General features: G+C 56.7%; 16 protein-coding genes, 2 pseudogenes and 1 riboswitch. Of the genes and pseudogenes, 5 read left to right on the forward strand and 13 right to left on the reverse strand.

The features are described from left to right. Positions 1-112, forward strand: a pseudogene (locus HUO07_RS13100) (IS630-like element ISHsp2 family transposase); the annotation flags it as partial. A gap of 8 nt (positions 113-120) precedes the next feature. On the opposite strand, the gene HUO07_RS13105 reads toward HUO07_RS13100, so the two are convergent. Beyond that, positions 121-321, reverse strand: a complete 201-nt coding sequence (locus HUO07_RS13105; protein ID WP_176303946.1) for a DUF1127 domain-containing protein — start codon at positions 319-321, stop codon at positions 121-123. A gap of 164 nt (positions 322-485) precedes the next feature. Here HUO07_RS13105 and HUO07_RS13110 point away from each other — a divergent pair, with 164 nt between their 5' ends. Then, positions 486-1,928 (forward strand): aminotransferase-like domain-containing protein, encoded by a 1,443-nt coding sequence (locus tag HUO07_RS13110; RefSeq protein WP_176303947.1) that lies wholly within the window; start codon positions 486-488, stop codon positions 1,926-1,928. Between the two features lie 16 nt (positions 1,929-1,944). Here HUO07_RS13110 and HUO07_RS13115 read toward each other — a convergent pair whose 3' ends face one another. The 3 genes and pseudogenes from HUO07_RS13115 to HUO07_RS13125 all read right to left on the reverse strand — a co-directional run bounded on the left by HUO07_RS13115 (position 1,945) and on the right by HUO07_RS13125 (position 4,088). Continuing rightward, positions 1,945-2,637 carry a uracil-DNA glycosylase family protein gene (locus HUO07_RS13115; protein WP_176303948.1) on the reverse strand — a complete coding sequence of 231 codons (693 nt, stop codon included), beginning with the start codon at positions 2,635-2,637 and terminating at the stop codon, positions 1,945-1,947. Between the two features lie 34 nt (positions 2,638-2,671). Next, positions 2,672-3,397 carry a phosphatidylcholine synthase gene (pcsA, locus tag HUO07_RS13120; protein ID WP_422822697.1) on the reverse strand — a complete coding sequence of 242 codons (726 nt, stop codon included), beginning with the start codon at positions 3,395-3,397 and terminating at the stop codon, positions 2,672-2,674. An 84-nt stretch (positions 3,398-3,481) separates the two neighbouring features. Next, positions 3,482-4,088: pseudogene (locus tag HUO07_RS13125) on the reverse strand (DNA-3-methyladenine glycosylase I). 104 nt (positions 4,089-4,192) lie between these two features. On the opposite strand from HUO07_RS13125, the gene HUO07_RS13130 reads away from it, so the two are divergent. Then, on the forward strand, positions 4,193-4,642 hold the full coding sequence (locus tag HUO07_RS13130) for a GNAT family N-acetyltransferase (protein ID WP_176304034.1): 450 nt from the start codon (positions 4,193-4,195) through the stop codon (positions 4,640-4,642). Positions 4,643-4,690: 48 nt separating this feature from the next. Here the strand turns inward: HUO07_RS13130 and HUO07_RS13135 are convergent, their stop codons facing one another. From HUO07_RS13135 to HUO07_RS13150, 4 genes are all read right to left on the reverse strand, one after another. Further along, the gene (locus tag HUO07_RS13135) at positions 4,691-5,188 is read right to left on the reverse strand and encodes a 6,7-dimethyl-8-ribityllumazine synthase (RefSeq protein ID WP_176303950.1); all 498 of its coding nucleotides are present in this window, start codon (positions 5,186-5,188) and stop codon (positions 4,691-4,693) included. 105 nt (positions 5,189-5,293) lie between these two features. Continuing rightward, positions 5,294-5,453: riboswitch (FMN riboswitch) on the reverse strand. A gap of 32 nt (positions 5,454-5,485) precedes the next feature. Then, on the reverse strand, positions 5,486-6,742 hold the full coding sequence (gene codA / locus HUO07_RS13140) for a cytosine deaminase (protein ID WP_176303951.1): 1,257 nt from the start codon (positions 6,740-6,742) through the stop codon (positions 5,486-5,488). A 16-nt stretch (positions 6,743-6,758) separates the two neighbouring features. Next, entirely contained in the window at positions 6,759-8,024 is a 1,266-nt protein-coding gene (gene codB, locus HUO07_RS13145) for a cytosine permease (protein ID WP_176303952.1), read from the reverse strand. Between the two features lie 62 nt (positions 8,025-8,086). Beyond that, a complete protein-coding gene (locus tag HUO07_RS13150; protein WP_176303953.1) occupies positions 8,087-8,716 on the reverse strand; it encodes a TetR family transcriptional regulator in 630 nt (209 codons plus the stop codon). A gap of 177 nt (positions 8,717-8,893) precedes the next feature. Here HUO07_RS13150 and HUO07_RS13155 point away from each other — a divergent pair, with 177 nt between their 5' ends. Together HUO07_RS13155 and HUO07_RS13160 are read left to right on the forward strand one after the other, a co-directional pair. After that, the gene (locus HUO07_RS13155) at positions 8,894-9,988 is read left to right on the forward strand and encodes an efflux RND transporter periplasmic adaptor subunit (protein ID WP_176303954.1); all 1,095 of its coding nucleotides are present in this window, start codon (positions 8,894-8,896) and stop codon (positions 9,986-9,988) included. A 2-nt stretch (positions 9,989-9,990) separates the two neighbouring features. Continuing rightward, positions 9,991-13,035 carry an efflux RND transporter permease subunit gene (locus HUO07_RS13160; protein ID WP_176303955.1) on the forward strand — a complete coding sequence of 1,015 codons (3,045 nt, stop codon included), beginning with the start codon at positions 9,991-9,993 and terminating at the stop codon, positions 13,033-13,035. A 6-nt stretch (positions 13,036-13,041) separates the two neighbouring features. Here the strand turns inward: HUO07_RS13160 and HUO07_RS13165 are convergent, their stop codons facing one another. From HUO07_RS13165 to HUO07_RS13185, 5 genes are all read right to left on the reverse strand, one after another. Continuing rightward, on the reverse strand, positions 13,042-13,923 hold the full coding sequence (locus HUO07_RS13165; protein ID WP_246286639.1) for an ABC transporter substrate-binding protein: 882 nt from the start codon (positions 13,921-13,923) through the stop codon (positions 13,042-13,044). A gap of 158 nt (positions 13,924-14,081) precedes the next feature. Continuing rightward, entirely contained in the window at positions 14,082-15,425 is a 1,344-nt protein-coding gene (gene preA, locus HUO07_RS13170) for an NAD-dependent dihydropyrimidine dehydrogenase subunit PreA (RefSeq protein ID WP_217908893.1), read from the reverse strand. Continuing rightward, a complete protein-coding gene (locus HUO07_RS13175; RefSeq protein WP_176303956.1) occupies positions 15,422-16,801 on the reverse strand; it encodes an FAD-dependent oxidoreductase in 1,380 nt (459 codons plus the stop codon). The genes preA and HUO07_RS13175 overlap by 4 nt, the downstream gene beginning before the upstream one ends. A 40-nt stretch (positions 16,802-16,841) precedes the next feature. Beyond that, positions 16,842-18,281, reverse strand: a complete 1,440-nt coding sequence (hydA, locus tag HUO07_RS13180) for a dihydropyrimidinase (protein WP_176303957.1) — start codon at positions 18,279-18,281, stop codon at positions 16,842-16,844. A 31-nt stretch (positions 18,282-18,312) separates the two neighbouring features. Next, entirely contained in the window at positions 18,313-19,179 is an 867-nt protein-coding gene (locus HUO07_RS13185; protein WP_176303958.1) for a nitrilase-related carbon-nitrogen hydrolase, read from the reverse strand. Positions 19,180-19,183 lie beyond the last annotated feature (4 nt).

The following is a 19,183-nucleotide window of genomic DNA, read 5'->3' on the forward strand; positions in this document are numbered from 1 at the left end:
GAAGTACACCTGGCTGCCCTTGAGTGCCTATCTCTCGTTTGAACGTCTACATGAAGAGGTACACCGCTTACTCGGTGGTTACGGAACTGATCACGCGATTAATTTTGAATAGGCACTTATTCAGCGGCTTTCATCAGGCCCCCTTTTAAATGCTGTCTGTTGCCAAAATGATTTGCGGCCCTCTTTTAGCGCCTGTGTACGGCTGATACCGATATCTTCGAGTAGCCGATCCTCGAGCGCCAGCAACTGGCGGCGGCTACGGCGATACTGGCGGTAGCTTTGTAACTGAAAGCGAAGCTGGGTCAGGCTAAAGCGTGGCATGGCGAATCCTCCGTGTTAAGTGCCCCACCAGATTACTCAGTGCTACTCCTTCGATACAGATATAGATATTATTATTTTAAGGATACAGATTGCTGTGTTATATCTCTGTATGGTCGCTTAAGAGTTCATCTGTATTGCTTTCAGGCTGGGGGTGGGAGGGTGTCATGACGCGCTACGAAGAGGTTGCTACCATTTTGCGGGAGCGTATAGAGCACGGTATTTACCGTGTGGGTGATCGCCTGCCCTCTATTCGTGCGGTTTGTCAGGAACTAGACGTCAGCATTTCGACGGCTCAGGAGGCCTATCGGCAACTGATGGACGTTGCATTGATCGAGTCTCGACCAAAATCCGGCTACTTCGTACTGCCAAGCCGGGCACCAGCGGTGCTGCCCTCCGTCTCTCGGCCAGCGCAGCGCCCATTGGATGTTTCCCAATGGGATCAGGTGCTTGAACTCGTCGCCACCCAGCGAGATGACGAGCGGCTGCTGCTTGGGCGTGGTGTACCGAATTTTGAGTACGAAACGCTGCGGCCGTTGTCGAAAATCCTCGCTGGCCTGCATCGCAGTAATGACCTGCACGGGTTCAACTACGACAAGCTAAGCGGTAGCCCTGAGCTGCGACAGCAGGTGGCGCGATTGGCCATTGCCTCGGGCTGCCTGCTGCACCCGGATGACATTGTGATTACCACCGGTTGCCAAGAGGCGCTGGCCATTTCCCTGCGCACCCTTACTCAGCCCGGCGATGTGGTGGCCGTTGACTCGCCCAGCTTTTACGGCACCATGCAGATCCTTAAAGCCAACGGCTTGAAAGCGCTGGAAATTCCCACCGACCCACAAACCGGTATCAGCCTGGAAGCCCTGGAGTTGGCGCTTGAGCAGTGGCCGATCCGCGCGATACAAATCACGCCGACCTACAACAACCCACTGGGCTACACCATGAGTGAGGCACGTAAACGGGCGCTGTTTCAGCTTGCCCAGCGTTTTGACGTGGCGATTATTGAAGACGATATCTACGGCGACTTATCATTTAGCCTGCCCAGGCCGCGCACCGTTAAATCCTTCGATGACGATGGTCGGGTGATGCTGTGCAGCGGCTTTTCCAAAACGGTAGGGCCTGGTTTGCGGGTGGGCTGGCTGGCGCCGGGCCGCTATCGCGATCAGGCGCTGCATATGAAGTATGTCTCTACCGGCGCCTCAGCCACGCTGCCGCAGCTGGCAGTGGCGGAGTTCGTCGCCAAAGGGCACTACGAGCGCCACGTCCGTTACGCCACCCGCCAGTATCAGCGCCAGCGCGATATCATGATCAGTTGGGTACAGCGCTACTTCCCCAAGGGTGCGGGCATCAGCTATCCCCAAGGCAGCTTTTTACTGTGGGTAGAGTTACCCGCTGCGGTGGATTGCGTGCGGCTCAACCAGCGCTTGGCGCAGCGTGCGATTCATGTGGCACCGGGCTCGCTGTTTTCGGCCTCGGGTAAATTTCGCCAGTGCCTGCGCCTGAACTATGCGTTTACGCTAACCCCTGAGATCGAAGCGGCCGTGCGCACGGTGGGCGAGTTTGCCACTGAGATGGTGGAAGAAGCGCAGGCGCATGAAGCCGTGCTGGGATGAGGATCGGTCACAAGCCTTACAAGGCGAGGTTGTCCTTGCGCACATCCAATTGCTCTAAGCGCTGGTTCAGGAGACCCGGAAAGCGGGCATACCAAGTTTGATTGAGCGGAGAGGGGTGAGGCAGCGGATAGAGTTGAAAGGTTTGTGCTTCGCCCCGGTCATCCTCTAGCGTTACTTCGATACTACTTTCAAACCGATCCTCGCGCTGCCAGAACGCCTCCAGGCGTGCACGCTCCTCCTTTGAGCGGCCGATACCGAACCATAGGAAAGCTTCGCGACCCAAGGTGATTAGGGTTCGCCCTTCCCAGCGGGAGATCAGGACTTCGTTCATCAGGCCGTGAAAGTGGCGCTTAACCTTCATGGACCACGCTTTATTGCCGACGGGCTTGTAAGGCACGGTGTTGATCCAGAAAAAGTGCTCTCCCACGGCGCGGGAGGCCTCGAAGTCGGGCATTTTCTCATCATAAAGGTGCTCATACAGCGCCTTTCTGACCAACTGCCCGCCAGTGCCGATAAAGGGCTCCCCATGGCGAACCTCGTCGCGCCCAGGGTCGCGTCCAAAAAAGCCAATGCGCTGGTTAGGCTTGCCAAGGCCGATGATGGGCTCCAGTGGGTCGCGCTCGAAGCGCTGGTAAACCTCGACATCGATTCCTTCGATTTCTGCCGCTAGCGCCCTGAATTGTTCCTGTTGCTGCGGGGTCAGTGACATCGTCCATGCTCCTTGCTGCTGTCGTTTGGCTAGTTCAATCAAACCACTCTTGCGCCGTACGCCATAAGCACATACCACCGAAGTACACAGAGGCCACGCCCCACCCCCATACGGCCCAGGCGGTGTGTGCAGGGCTGGAAAGTATCAGTGACGTTGCACACACGCACCATAGCAGTGTGACGGCGATATTGAGTGGCATGAACAAACGCACGCGAAAGGGGTGCAGAAACTTCATTTTAGTCACGGTGAGAATGGCGAGAACAACGATAGTGGCAAAGGTAATAAAAGGAGGTAAATCAATAATGTAAAAATAGGCGGCGGTGATGTTCCAGGCGGCTGGAAAGCCAACGAAGTAGTTGTCCTGGCTTTTCATATCGACATTGCAAAAACAGAACATCGACGACAGCAGAATAATGAACACTGAGAGCAGTGCAAAATAGGGCGGCAGTTCAATAAAGTAGTAGATAAAGAGGGCAGGAATAAAGGCCCAGGTCAGGTAATCAATGACCATATCGAGCGTTGAGCCATCGAAGTTGGGCAGTATCGTCTTCACTTCATACTTACGCGCCAGAGTGCCATCGATACCATCAATCATCATCGCAGCACCCAGCCAGAGGAGGCAGGCGACGGGATTATTATCGACCAGTGCAAGCAGTGCCATGGTGCCGAGTAGTACACCGCTGGCGGTGAATATATGCACACTCCAAGCTTTATATCGTGAGGTGCGGGATTCTGTATGCGAAGAGAATGATTGAACCACGTTGACCCCATTGGGAACGTGTTGTCCCCTTGCTGTTCGGTTTATTGATAAGCGTGTCAAAAACCATACCCTATCACTGTTTTTTTATATCGGTCGCTTAAATTGCTGCCGCGCCTGTGCAACCTGCACGCGGGTGATGCAGTTTAGCGAGTGGTCATTGATCAGCCCCATCGCCTGCATAAAGGCAAAAGCGGTTGTTGGGCCAACGAATTTCCAACCGCGCTTTTTTAACGCTTTGGATAGAGCGATGGATTCAGGCGAGGTGACCTGGGTTTGCGGCGGGGGGGAGGGAGTCGGCGTCTGGCTCGAAACGCCAGAAGAACGCGGCTAACGAGCCTTCATGTTCGACCATTTCTTGCGCTCTTAAAGCATTATTAATGACCGCTTCGATTTTTCCGCGATGGCGAATAATGCCTGCGTTCTGCAGCAATTGCTGCACATCGTCTTCGCCAAACCGGGCAACCTGATGAAAATCGAAATGGTGAAAAGCGGTGCGGAAGTTCTCGCGTTTATTGAGAATGGTGCGCCAACTCAACCCCGACTGAAAGCTCTCCAGGCACAGCTTTTCGAACAGCCGCTGGTCGTTAGTTACTGGAAAGCCCCACTCATTGTCATGGTAAGGCAAAAACTCCGCCGCGCCCCCACACCATAGGCAGCGGGGATGACCATCAGGGGCGATAAAGTCGGACATAGAGCATTTCCTTAGCAGGTGATAAAAGCTGTTTTCAGTTAGCAATTAGGTGTTAACTCACTATAACGTTATTGGCGTGATAGCAAACGAGCCTGGAGATGAGTATGACATTTGTTCGCCCTGCCACGATTAATGATCTTGATACGCTAACGGAGCTGCTAGATGGTTATCGGCAGTTCTACGCCCAGCCTAGTAATGTGGAGGCCGCTCGTGCCTTTTTGCGCCAACGATTTGGGCAGGCGGATTCACGCATCCTCGTTAATGAGGGTGGGGATGGTCAACTGACTGGCTTTGTGCAGCTTTATCCGGGCGTTTCCACAGTGGGTTTAAATGCACGCTGGACGCTAAATGATCTGTTTGTGTTGCCAGAGTGTCGTGATAAAGGCACCGGTAGGGCGCTAATGGAGGCTGCCGCACAACTTGCCCACGAGCATGGCGTAGCACGCTTGATATTAATGACGCAGGTAGAGAACGAGCGTGCCCAGCACCTTTATGAGTCATTGGGCTGGCAGCGTAATACGGCGTTTTATGGTTACTTGCTTGATGTGAAGTGAGTTAAGCAGTTCAGGCTCGGCACCTAGCCGAGCCTGAACCGCAGTGCATCAAGCCTCGCTTAGCTTGCGCGCTCTATGCAGGTTTTCCATCGTGTTCAGGCACGCCTGGGCGGCTTCTTTCCCTTTGGTAACAAAGTGTTGGGTGTAGAAGTCGTGATGCGTGGCGTGCTCATGGAAGTGGTGCGGTGTTAATACTGCAGAGATCACCGGCACTTGCGTGTCTAGCTGCACCCGCATCAAGCCATCAATCACCGCATGGGCGACAAAGTCGTGGCGATAAATACCGCCATCGACCACAAAGCCAGCCCCTACAATGGCACCATAGCGGCCACTTTGAGCGAGGATCTTGGCTTGCAAGGGAATTTCGTAAGCACCTGAAACGGTGAAGGTGTCTACTTGTTCGGCGTTAAGCCCACAGCGTTCTACTTCAGCAATAAAGGCTTCATAGGCCTTCTCGACGATATCCTGATGCCAGTGGCCTTGAATAAACGCGATGCGTTGAGACGTGGTGTGGGTAGAAAGTGTCAGCGGAAATGTCTGATTCATGGTCATTCTCTTGGCTAAGGTGTACCAGAATCAGGGCACGCGGAACCGGTCGTCAGGCAGCCGTAACAGTTGGCATCAGCCACTGTTAACGTTGCGTGTCTAAGGTGCCGTTCTCTTTCATCCGGACTATCACCGTCGGCTTCGGTTTCTCACCGAATCTGCTGACCTCAAGCAATTGCTTGCTTGAGCGCTCGCGGGCTTAGCGGCCTGGTTCAAAGGCCGTATCACCGCCGGTGGGGACTTTCACCCCGCCCTGAGAACTTTGCTGAATATCAGCCCAACCATTTTACGCTTATTCTAAAAGCCGAGCCAAGGCGGTGTGGTTATTTTGGCGGGTTCACGCTGCATGATGATCTCGCCGTGGCGCACCGAAAGCAGCACCTCGCCTTGATTGCGCAGCACGCTGTAATCATCTTCCCCCTCCAGCAGGTTGAAGCTGGCCGGTTTGCCCACCTCAATGCCGTAGCGTTCTTCGATGTTAAGCGTGCGAGCGCTATTGTCAGTAATCAGCGAAAGCGCCTGACTGAAATCCTGATAACCCATCATTTGGCAGATATGCAGGCCGAAATCCAACGTGCGTAAGAGCTTGCCATTTCCCAACGAATACCAGGGATCAAAAATGGAGTCTTCAGCAAAGCAGACGTTGATACCCGCTTCGTTGAGTTCCTTTACCCGTGTGACGCCGCGCCGTTTGGGGTAGGTGTCGAAGCGCCCTTGCAAATGAATACTTTCGGTGGGGCAAGAAACGAAATTAATGCCCGAGCGCTTGAGCAGCAGAAACAGCTTGGAGCAGTAGGCGTTATCGTAAGAGTGCATCGCCGTGGTGTGGCTTGCGGTCACGCGGCTGCCCAAATCATTAAATAGCGCTTCACAGGCCAGTACTTCAAGAAAGCGCGAATTGGGGTCGTCGATCTCGTCGCAGTGCACATCCACCAAGCGGTCGTACTTGATCGCGAGTTCGATCACTCGCTTCATGGACGCCACGCCCAGTTCACGGGTGTATTCGAAATGGGGGATGCCGCCCACGACGTCGGCACCGAATTCCAGCGCCTCCTCCATTAGCTTTTCTCCGCCGGGGTAGGAGAGCAGGCCGTCTTGCGGAAAGGCGACTACTTGAATATCGATTTTATCCTTCAGTTCATCCCGCAAGGTACACAGCGTTTTAAGGCCAATCAGGCTTGGGTCGCTGGTGTCAGCGTGGGTGCGCACGAACTGAACGCCGTTGCCGATTAATAAATTAAGCGTTTTCAGAGCGCGCTCGCGAATATCGGCTTCGGTGAGCATGGGTTTGCGCTCACCCCAGCGCTCAATGCCTTCAAACAGCGTGCCGCTTTGGTTCCAACTGGGCTCGCCCGCGGTAAGCGCTGCGTCTAAATGAATATGGGGCTCGATAAACGGCGCGCAGACGAGCTTAGCGCCTGCATCAATCTGCCCCACGCTTGCGGTTTGTGGCGCATCTTGTGCGGTGATGGCGGTGAACGTGCCGTTCTCAATTTCCAGCCGATAAAGCTCTGGGCGCTGGCGTAGACGGGCGTTAATGATCTGCATGGACATATGAAAAAGGGCTCACTTATTGTTTAGCGGGTGAAGGAAGCGTATCGCTCAGCGTAGCGTGGTTTAAACGCAGCAGCATGGCATAGCTGCCTGCTGCCACCGCGACCCCTACCAATGGCGGCAGTAACGGGGAAACGTAGGCAGCCCCGGCGCCCAGCGCATAGGCAGCCAGCCCTCTGCGGTTGAAGTCAGGCAGTTGAGCGATATCCAAAGCGGGGTAACAGCCTTTATGCTTGAGCCAGAAGTCCGCCATGATGACCCCACCCATGGGCGGAATAAACGTGCCGAGCAGTACCAGGAACGGAATAAGCAGGTTGTACATGCCGCCTACCGCGAGCACCGTCCCAATGGCCGCACCTGCTACGGTGACCAAGCGGCGCTTTTCAGTACGCAGCAAATTGCAGCCCGCCACCGCGAAGTTGTAAATAGTGTTGTCCTGTGTAGTCCAGATATTGAGAAACAGCATGAGTACGGCGATGGTGACAAAGCCCTGGGCAATCAGCACATCGACAATATCCGCCTGCTGGTAAATCATGGTGCCAAGCGCACCAGTAAGCACCATTAAACCGTTACCCACAAAAAACGCTGCCAGGGTCGCAATAACAGCAATTTTCGGCGTTTTGGCGAAGCGGCTCCAGTTAGTGGCTTGGGTGCCGCCGCTGATAAACGTGCCGATGATGATAGTGATCGCTGCCGCCACGCCCATACTTTCCGTAGGCGTTTGCTGGCTTAGTCCTGTAAATCCGCGCACATCCACCAACCCAGTGAACAGGCTAATCAGAATAAACAGCATCATGGCGGGGACGGCAACGCGCGAAAGCCAGTCCATGCCCTTATAACCAATCATCGCGGTGATACAAAAACCAAAACCAAAAAGCACCATTAAGGGGATTTCCAGCCATTCAGGCATCCCCGTGGTGCGTACTAATACCAGCGCGATGGTCGCTGTGCCCCAGGCGTACCAGCCAATCTGTGTAAAACCGAGGATAAAATCAGAAAGTTTGCTGCCCTTCTCGCCAAAACAGAAGCGCCCCATCAGCACCGAATTAAGCCCACTTTTGCAGGCGATATAAGCAAGGGCTGCCGCATACGTTCCTAGCAACAGGTTACCAATTAGTATGATCCAGAGCAGTTGGCCAATCGGAAACGCTTGGCCTAGCGAGCCACCGGCCCACATGGTCGCGGTAAAAAAGGTAAAGCCGAGCAGTACGGCTGACGTGGAGAGTAACCCTTTGCGGGCACGGGTAGGGACTTCGCTGAGCGGGTAATCAGATTGGTTCATGGCAGGCTCCGGTTGAAAACGGTTCTCTTGAAAATATAAGCAACCGGCATGCCAAGTTTGCTTTATTTATTAGGACTGTTTTCCACTAACAACCCGCGCATTAACGTTTCGACGATAGCGTCGCACTCCTCTGCTAGTGAGTACTGCTGTGGGTCTTGCAGCCAGTCAAAGCAGACGCCAATCAAAAAGCCATGAAACTGGCGGCGCGCGCTGGTGGGGGAGAGCCCCGCACGCAATTGGCCTGCCAGTTGTGTTTGTTCAAACAGACGTTCTACCTGAACTTCAGCGTGCTCTGAAAGGCGGGTGATCATGCTGATGCGCGGGTGATCATCTTCCAGTTTCTCGCAGCGGTGCAGCACGATGGTGGCTGCCCGCTGCAGCGGCAGGTCATGGCAGATGCCTGCCAGCGAGCGCTGGGCAATCTCGCGTAAACAGGCCCCTGGCGTTGCACCAAGGCGCTGGGTTGTATCATCCACGATTTCATCTAAAGGGATGCGTACCCGCTCCAAGAGCGCATTGAATACCGCTGCTTTATCTTCAAAGTGCCAATAAATGGCGCCCCTCGTCACGCCCGCCGCCTCGGCAATATGGGCCAGGGTCGTGCGCGATACACCCTGGGCTAAGAAGGTGGTCTCAGCCGCATCCAGGATCGTTTCTCGAGTGCGTTCAGCGTCGGCCTTACGACGGGACATAGCGCCTCCTCTTAATAGATTGGCCGTATTTTGGCACTGATCGATAGCAAAGTCGCCGGATGGTGATTAGTATACATTTCACTGACATTCATGAATGTCAGTGAAATGTATACTACGCCCCTTATTGCTTGAATTCAGGTTTGCATCGCTGCATTGATCGTCCTCAAGGAGCCTGCCGTGCCCGTTACTCTTCTTCGTTTCCTGCCCGCCGCACTGGTGCTGCTTATGCTGATGGGCTGCGATCAACCCCAGGCGCAGTCCACCGACACGGCCAGGCCGGTGAAATTGATGACCTTACAGTCGGCCAATGCTACTGCCCTGCGGCAATTCCCGGCGCGGGTAGAAGCCACCACCCGCAGCAATTTGTCATTTCGTATGGCAGGCGAGTTGCTGGAGCTCAATGTCAGCCCCGGACAGCGGGTGAGCGAGGGCGAGGTACTCGCTCGAATTGACAACCGTAACGCGCAAAGCGAACTCGATAGCGCCCGCTCGCGCCTGGAGCTTGCCAAGGCCAACCTGGAGCGCATGCGCTATACCCTCGAACGCGGGGCGGTCAGCCAATCCCGGTTTGATGAAGCAGAAAGCGAATGGCGGGCAGCCCGCGCAACGTTTGAACAGGCCGAAGAGCAGGTAACGCACACGCAACTGCGCGCCCCCTATGATGGCGTGATCGCTCAAGTGCCGGTGGATAACCGCCAGATTGTTCAGGTGCAGGAAACGGTGGCAGTGATTCAGCAGCCGGGCCAATTAGATGTGGTGTTTCATCTGCCCGAGCAAATTGTTCAGCGTATGCCGCGCAGCAACGGCACCCCCTTTGGGGATGAATTAGCGTATGAAGTACGCTTCGGAAATAGCGACAAACCCTATCTCGCCCAGTTAGCGTCCTATACCACGCAAGCCAGCGCGCAGAGCTTGGCTTATGAAGTCACGCTGACACTCCCTCAGCCCGACGATATCACCCTACTGGATGGTATGAGTGCCAACGTGCGACTGGATTTAAGTGCGCTGCAATCCGACCACGCTTCGCCGGTTTGGCACCTGCCGCCTGAAGCCGTGAGCTATGCGGGCGAAGACGCTAATCAAGCCTTGGTATGGCGCTATACCGGCTCAGAACATGTAGAAGCAGTGCCGGTGAGTGTTGGGCCATTAACGTCGAATGGGTTGGAAGTTAGCGGCGATTTGGCGGCGGGCGATCGTATCGTGGCGGCCGGTGCTCACCGTATAACGGCGGATACCAAGGTCACGCCGTGGGAAAAAGAGCAGGGGCTATAAGCATGGTCGACTACTTTTTACGCCACCGGGCGGCTAGTTATTTAATGACCGTAGTGCTGCTGGCGGGCGGTGCACTATCTTTTCTAGGTATGGGCCAACTGGAGTTCCCCGAATTCACTATTCGTAATGCCCTCATCACCACGCAATATCCAGGCGCGACACCCGAAGAGGTCGAGCAGGAAGTGACCTCTACGCTAGAGCAATCTATCCAAGAGATGTCGTCGATTAAGCGAGTGAGCTCGGTGAGCTCCGATGGCCTTTCGCAAATAACCGTTGAGCTGGAGAGTACGGTTCAGAACGAAGAGCTGGAGCAGCTGTGGGATTCGCTACGCCGCAAAGTTCAGGATGCCCAGGCCGCATTGCCGCCGGGCGCCAGTCAATCCCACGTTAATGACGATTTTGGCGATGTCTTTGGCTTTATGGTCAACCTGACCGGCGAAGGTTACAGCATGCCTGATCTGGCCGATCATGCCGACTTTCTCAAGCGCGAGCTGACCCTGGTGGAAGGCGTCGAGAAAGTCTCGCTGGGCGGTGAGCATGAAGAGCGCATCTACATCGAAGTCGACCGTGAGCGCCTGCGAGCGTTGAATATTCCGCTCAGCCGGCTGCAGCAATTGCTGGATACCCAGAATGCCGTGGCCGATGCAGGGCATCTCAAGCAGGATGGTCGCCGTTTTCGTATTACCCCAACCGGCAGCGCGGCGAATATCGATGACCTGCGCGCGCTAATCGTCAGCGAAGGTGACGGCGAGCTGGTGCGGCTGAGTGATATTGCCGATGTAAGCCGAGAGCTGACGGAGCAGCCCCAGCAGCTCTATCGTGATATGGGCAGGCCGGCCATCTCGATGGGCGTCTCGTTTGAAAGCGGTGTGAATGTTGTGGCGGTCGGTCAACAACTGCAGCAACGTCTGGACGAGCTTCAAGCCCGTACGCCGCTGGGCATGGAGCTGAATATCGTCTACAACCAGCCCCAAGTCGTGGATGACGCGGTCTCCGGCTTTCTGGTGAGCCTGATCCAGGCGGTGGCCATCGTGATCGTGGTGTTGATGCTGTTTATGGGCTGGCGCAGTGGTCTGTTGATGGGATTCATCCTGCTGATCACCATTATCGGCACCTTTATGCTGATGCGCTTTCATGGTCTGCAGCTGGAAAAGATCTCCCTTGGGGCGCTGATTATCGCCCTCGGTATGTTGGTGGATAATGCCATCGTGGTGACTGAAGGGATGCTGGTGGGCCTAAAGCGTGGTAGCTCGATTCGTGATTCGGCCCATCAGGTAGTGCGGCAAAACGCCTGGCCGTTGCTGGCCGCCACGCTGATTGCGATTGCTGCCTTTGCACCGATTGGTTTATCGCCAGACACCACCGGTGAATTTATCGGTTCACTGTTTTTTGTCCTGCTCTATTCGCTGCTGCTGAGCTGGATTACCGCGCTGACGTTAACGCCCTTCTACTTCAAGCTGTTTTTCCGCAACGTGGCACCCGGCGACGGTCAGGATGACCCCTATAGAGGCGTTGTCTATCGAGCGGTAGGCCGCGTCATCACTGCTGGCATCCGCTGGCGCTGGGTAACGCTGGTCTTAGTAGTGGCAGTATTGGCGGGCGCAGTGGTCGGTTTTGGTTCGGTCAAGAACGCCTTCTTCCCAGCCTCGAATACGCCGATCTTTTTTGTCGATTACCGCACCCCGGAAGGCACGGATATTCTTGAGACCCAGCGCCGTGTCAGCGAGCTGGAAGAGAGCGTGATGGAGATGCCGGGCATTCGCCACCTGACCACCACCGTGGGCGGCGGGGCCCAGCGCTTTACCCTCACCTACTCGCCGGAAGACCGCTATGCCAGCTACGCACAGCTGATTATCGAAACCGACGATAAAACCACTCAGCGTGAACGCATGGCCGACGTGGAGAAAGTGCTCAAGCGCGATCACAGCGATATTGACTATAAAATTGCCCCGCTGGAAGTCGGCCCCGCGCCGAAAGCCAAGCTGGAAGCGCGTTTCTACGGCAGCGACCCGGAAGTACTGCGCCAGCTGGGCGATCAGGTGGAGGCCATGTTCCGCGAGACGGCCAACATGACCAGCGTGCGCACCAGCTGGCGAAACCGGGTACAGGCGATCGAACCGGTATTCATGGAGGACACCGCCCGCCGGTTGGGTGTTACCCGCGAAGGCCTGGCCGCTACGCTCGCACTGAGTACCAGCGGCAGCCAGGTAGGCGTTTATCGCGATGGCAGCGACCTGATTCCCATGGTGGCGCGAGCGATTCCCGAGCAGCGTCACGATGTGGATAACCTGGGCTCGCTCAATGTCTGGAGCGAAGAGCAGGGCCGCTATATCACCGCCGACCAGGTGATCAGCGATATCACCACCCGGGCCGCGGATCCGCTGATCATGCGTCGTAACCGGGAACGCATGCTGGCAGTGTACGGTGAGCCGGACCCGTTAAGCGGGGTGACCGCCGCTAGCGTATTGGCGGAGATTCGCCCTCAGGTAGAAGCGCTGGAGCTTCCCCCCGGCTATCGCCTGGAGTGGGGCGGCGAGTTCGAGACCGCTGGCGAAGCGCAAAGCGGGCTGTTTTCCTCGCTGCCGCTGGGCATCGTGATGATGTTCATCCTTACCGTGGTGCTGTTCAATAACTTCCGCCAACCGTTGGCGATTTGGTCGCTGGTACCGTTGACGATTATCGGTGTTGTCGGCGCGCTGCTGCTCACCGGCTTGCCGTTCTCGTTCATGGCCTTGCTGGGCACGCTGAGCTTGATCGGCATGGTGATCAAAAATGCCATCGTGCTGGTGGAGGAGATCAACGTGCAATTGCCGCTGCATCAGGATCGCTATCATGCGGTAGTGCGCGCAGCGGTGAGCCGTGTACGTCCGGTATCGATGGCGGCGCTGACCACCATGCTGGGGATGATTCCGCTGATCAGCGATGCGTTCTTTGCCAGCATGGCGGTTGCTCTGATTGGTGGTCTGGGCGTTGCCACGCTGTTAACGCTGGTGGTGCTGCCAGTGGTCTACTGCGTGCTCTACCGGATCAAGATTCATGCGGATTAACCAGGGTTAATTCAGCGCCGCGGCGATCTCTTCAATCTGCAGGCGCAGGCTCTGTAGACCGCCGCCGGAGAGGTACCACAGCGCGGGTGTTAGCATAACGACCCGCGCGTTTTCGGCACCGGCGTCTGAAAGCGTTTGGCTCAGGCTGTCAGCGTCGCCGGGTTCATCGCCAATAGCCGCGCTGCGGTCAACCACCAACACGAACTCTGGATCAATTTCGGCAATGGCATCAGCAGAAAGCGGCGTAAAGGTGCGGGTGCCGCGGGTTTCGCTCGTTACGCTATCCGGCATTTCGAGTGTGTCTACGCCCAGCACGTCGTGCACGACCGGGTGCTGATTGAGCATCAGGTTACCGCCGTTATGGGTCACGACTAGCGTGCGAGGCGCATCGCTTAGCGCTTCGCGCTGGGACTCAATCTCGGCGTGCAGGATTTCAAGCGCCTCTTCCGCTTGGCTATCCGCGTCTAATTGGCCGGCCAGTTCGCGCACATTGGCGTCAAAAGCGGCCAAGTAGTCGTCACCTTGCAGGCTGGTGTTAAGTAGTGGTGCGATGTCGCCAAGCTCGGCTTCCCAATCGCCCTGGCGACCGGTGTAGAGAATCAGGCTAGGCTCGCTTGCGCTTATGGCGTCCATATCCGGCGAGCGCAGGCCGCCAATATCGGTGTATGTCTCTGCTGCGTACTGTTCCAGGTAGTTCGGCAAGCTGGCTTTTGGCACGCCCACCACCTGTTCGCTAAGGCCAAACGCATCCAGGGTGTCCAGGCTGCCTAGATCGAAGGTGGCTATACGCTGGTCGGCAGCGGCGCTGACAGCTGAAAACAGCAGCGTAGCGGTGGCAGTAGCGACGAGTGTTGTGGAGAGTGCTGTGGAGAGAAGCTTAGACATCATAGCCATTCCTTTTATGAGAAAATATTCTATATGCAATAATTTCTCATCATCGCAGCAAGCCGTGGCGTTGTCTCGTTTAGCATGAGGAACGGTGCGTTGCGGTAAACGCGACCGCCTCCTTCAAGGGAGGCGGCCGTTACAGTGATAACCGTGGGTGGTTAAGAGGCGACCCGGAAAGGGTTACGTGGGTCGTTATCCCAGGCCAGGAAGGGTTGACCTGTTTCTTGAGGCACCATGGTGATGCAGTTTTCCACTGGGCAGGTGATCTGGCACAGGTTGCAGCCTACACACTCCTCTTCAATCACCTCATAGCGGCGCGCGCCGTTCAGCTCGGTGAGCTTGGCAATCGACTGGTGGGAGGTATCCTCGCAGGCGATATAGCAGCGGCCGCACTCGATACACAAATCCTGATCTATCTTGGCGATCGTTTTGAAGTTGATATCCAGGTGTTTCCAGTCGGTGGTTTGCGGGATCGCCTTGCGGGAAAATGCCTCAATGGAGTCGTAGCCTTTTTCCGCCATCCAGCGGGAGAGGCCATCTTTTATCTCCTCCACAATGCGAAAGCCGTTAAGCATCGCGGCTGTGCACACCTGTACGCTGCCTGAACCGAGGGCGATAAATTCCGCCGCATCCCGCCAGGTGGAAATGCCGCCAATGCCGGAAATCGGCAGTGTAGGCGTGGCCGGGTCGCGGGCGATTTCCGCCACCATATTCATCGCAATAGGCTTCACGGCGCTGCCGCAGTAGCCGCCGTGGGTGCTTTGGTGGCCTACCGTGGGCTTGGCGACCATGTTGTCCAGGTCAATGCTGGTGATCGAGTTGATGGTGTTAATCAGCGACACCGCATCGGCGCCACCTCGCAAGGCTGCCTGGGCGCCTACGCGAATATCGGTGATATTCGGCGTGAGTTTTACAATCACTGGCTTCGAGTAGTGCTTTTTACACCAGTAGGTGACTTTCTCGATCAGGTCCGGGTTTTGGCCCACCGCCGCGCCCATGCCGCGCTCCGGCATGCCGTGGGGGCAACCTAAGTTGAGCTCGATGCCATCGGCACCGGTAGCTTCCACCAGCGGCAGAATGTAGGCCCAGGCTTCTTCATTACAGGGCACCATGATGGAAACGATCAGTGCCCGGTCAGGCCAATCCTTCTTCACCTGGGTGATCTCTTTAAGGTTGATCTCCAGCGAGCGATCGGTAATCAGCTCGATATTGTTAAAGCCGATCACCTCGCGGTTCTTGCCGTAGTGGGCGGAGTAGCGGGAGGAGACGTTCACCGCCGGTGGTTCTTCACCCAGGGTTTTCCATACCACCCCGCCCCAGCCCGCTTCGTAAGCGCGCACTACGTTGTAGGCTTTGTCGGTGGGCGGGGCAGAGGCTAACCAGAACGGGTTAGGGGCTTTGATACCGGCAAAGTTTACCGATAGATCAACGCCGTTCACCACGCTGTCGCCGCTGTTTTTCTTGCCTGGAAAAGAGAGGGTGTTGAAAGGCGTGGTGTTCATGCGGCCTCCTGCTGGGCGGCGAGCGCTTGATGAATGGCGTGAGCCGCCAGCTTGCCGTGCTGCACGGCTTGTACGGTGAGGTCCTGGCCGGGTTTCACACAGTCGCCTCCGGCGTAAACGTTGGGCAGTGAGGTTTGGAACATCTCATTGACGTGGATGCGCTCGCCGTCGCGGGCTAGCTCGGCAGCGGTGGCATCAGCGAGACTGGTGTTATCAAAACTTTGGCCTATGGCTTTGAAGATGGCGTCGGCGGCAATCTCAATCGTTTCGCCTGTCGACGTTAATTGGCCCGCTTGCTCAACGGTCTTGGCAAAGCGCATGCCCGCTACGCGGCCCTGGTCATCCAGCAAGATTTCATCGGGCTGCGCCCAGGTCACCATGTGTACACCGTTGGCTTTGGCGATCTCCTGCTCGTGGTCGGTGGCGGACATCGCCTCCACGCCGCGACGGTAGACCAGCGTCACCTCGGTGGCTCCCAGGCGAGCCATTTGCGTTGCCATATCGATCGCAGTATTGCCTGCACCAATCACAATGCAGCGTTTGGCCACGGTGAGGCTGCCCAGGTCATCGGTTTGACGCAGGGTTTTGATGTAATCCACTGCAGGCATCAGGCCCGGTGCATTCTCGCCGGTTAGGCCCAGGGCGCGGCTGGCACCCAGGCCTAAACCGAGAAACACGCTGTCATACTGCTGTTGCAGCGTGGAAAGCTCGAGGTTATACCCGAGCCGCTGGCCATACTGGAGGTCAATGCCGCCGACCTCCAGTAAAAACTCAACTTCCTTGCGGGCAAAGTCATCGGTCATTTTGTAGCGGGCGATGCCGTACTCGTTTAGCCCGCCGGGCTTTTGCTCCGCTTCAAAAACCGTCACTTGGTGGCCGAGCATCGCCAGTCGATGGGCGCAGGAGAGCCCCGCAGGCCCGGCACCCACCACAGCGATGTGGCGGCCAGTGCTGGCGGCGCGCTTAAAGGGGTGGCTCTCAAACTGCATATGGTCGGTGGCGTAGCGCTGTAGCAAGCCGATCAGCACAGGCTGACACTCGGCGTCGTGGTTGCGCACGCAGCTGCGCTCGCAGAGGATTTCGGTGGGGCATACGCGGGCGCAGCTGCCGCCTAGGATATTGGCTTCCAGAATGGTTTCCGCCGCGCCATTGATATTGTTTTCGCTGATTTGGCGAATAAAGCTAGGGATATCAATGTCCGACGGGCAGGCCTCGACGCAGGGCGCGTCATAGCAGTAGAGACAGCGCTGGCTTTCGATAATGGCCTGGCGCGGCGTCAGCGGTGGGTGAAGGTCGCTGAAATTATGCGCCAACGTCGCTGGGTCGTAGGTGCCGACCTCTTTTGCGCTGGGCAGGTGATCAAGTGAATGGGTCACGGTCGTTTCTCCATTGCTCTGTTCTTGATGAGGGCCGGGGTTAGCGCTTAACGGCCATTGGCGCATTCAGCTCGGCGCGCTTGGCGAGCAGCTCGAACACGCCGGGGTAGGCGGGGCGTTCCAAGTAGCGCCCTGCGCCGCGTTCGGCATGGAGTTCGCCGTCCCGCCATGTCCACTTGCCCTGGCTGATGGTGTGGCGAGCAATGCCGCGCACCGTTTTGCCCTCGAAAATGTTGAAATCGACATTTTGGTGGTGGGTTTTAGCGGAGATCGTGCGGGTGCCGTTAGGATCCCACACCACAATGTCGGCATCGGAACCCACCTGAATCGCCCCTTTACGTGGGTAGAGATTGAAGATCTTGGCGGTGTTGGTGGAGGTGACGGCGACGAACTCCTGGGGCGAGAGCTTGCCGGTATTCACACCTTCGTCCCACAGCACGGCGAGGCGGTCTTCTACACCCGCGGTGCCGTTAGGGATCTTAGTAAAGTCATCTTTCCCGGCGGCTTTCTGCTCTTCGCAGAAGCAACAGTGGTCGGTGGCGGTGGTTTGCAGATTGCCGGATTGCAGGCCGTGCCAAAGCGCTTCCTGATGGCCTTTGGGACGGAAGGGCGGGCTCATCACATGGGCGGCGGCAGTTGCCCAGTCGGGGTTTTGATAAACGCTGTCGTCGATTACCAGATGGCCCGCTAAGCACTCGCCAAACACCGGATGGCCCTGCTGTCGGGCGTAGGCGATTTCGTCCACCGCGTCCTTAGTGGAAACGTGTACCAAATAAACCGGTGCACCCAGGGTGCTGGCAATACGAATCGCCCGGCTGGCGGCTTCGCCTTCCACCTGAGGTGGTCGGGAAAGCGGATGCGCTTCTGGCCCGGTCATCCCCTGGGCGAGCAGCTTTTGCTGCATGTGGTAGACCAGCTCGCCGTTTTCCGCATGTACCGTGGGGATCGCCCCAAGCTCTAAACACCGCGAGAAACTCTCCACCAGGATATCGTCGGTGGCCATGATCGCGCCCTTGTAGGCCATAAAGTGCTTGAAGCTGTTGACCCCATGCTCCCGAACCAGCGTCCCCATCTCTTCTTTGACGCTCTCGTCCCACCAGGTAATGGCCACGTGGAAAGCGAAATCGGTGGCAGCTTTTTCGGCCCAGCCTTGCCAGGTGTTAAACGCTTCCAGCAGCGACTGGCCGGGGCTTGGGATCACGAAGTCGATGATGGTTGTCGTGCCGCCCGCCATGGCCGCGGCGGTGCCGGTGTAGAAATCTTCGCTGGCCACCGCGCCCATAAACGGCATCTGCATATGGGTGTGGGGGTCGATACCGCCGGGCATCACCAATTGGTGGCTGGCATCGACAATCTCGCAGCCTTCCGGCACGTCTAAATCGGTGCCAATGGCGTGGATTTTTCCATCGACGCAGAGCACGTCAGCGCGATAGGTGTCGGCGTGGGTGACGACGGTGCCGCCCTTGATCAATAAACTCATGATTCACTCCTGGGATAATTGACTGAGGGGCTTATTCGCCGTCGGTTAAGCGGGTGTAGGTTTCCGGGCGGCGGTCACGGAAGAACTGCCAGTTGTTGCGCACCTCGCGCACCATGTCTAAATCGATCTCGTGTACCAGCAGCTCGTCTTCCGTTTCGCTGGCCTGGGCTTCGATTTTGCCGCGTGGGTTAACGATGTAGCTGGAGCCGTAAAAGTCGCCGATATTCCAAGGCACTTCGCTGCCCACGCGGTTGATGGCAGCGATAAAGCAGCCGTTAGCGGCGGCCGAGGCGGGTTGTTCAAGCTCCCATAAATATTGGGATAGCCCGGCCACAGTCGCGGAGGGGTTGAAGATGACTTCGGCACCGTTAAGGGCCAGTGCTCGCCAGCCTTCAGGGAAGTGGCGGTCGTAGCAGATATACACGCCGATCTTGCCGTAGGCGGTATCGAACACCGGCCAGTTAGATTGGCCAGGCTTAAAGAAGAATTTTTCCCAAAAGCCAGCCACTTGGGGAATGTGTGTTTTGTGGTATTTGCCCAGATAGCTACCATCAGCGTCGAATACCGCTGCCGTGTTGTAGTAAACGCCGGTCTCGGTCTCTTCATAGATAGGGACGATGATCACCATGCGGTGCTCAGCCGCGAGCTTCTGCATCATCTGGCAGGTGGGGCCTTCCGGCACCCGCTCGGCAGCGGCGTACCATTTGCTGTCCTGGCTGGGGCAAAAGTAGGGTTGGTTGAATACTTCCTGGAAGCACAGTACTTGCACACCTTGTTCAGCGGCTTGTTTTATCAGCGGCAGATGCGCTTCGTTCATCGCGTCTCGAATAGCGGCGGGTTCCAGTTCGGTACTGGTTTTCAGGCCCATTTGAATCAGGCCGATTTTCATCTTCTGCATACAA

The organism is Vreelandella maris (genome assembly GCF_013371085.1).
Taxonomy (GTDB): Bacteria; Pseudomonadota; Gammaproteobacteria; order Pseudomonadales; family Halomonadaceae; genus Vreelandella; species Vreelandella maris.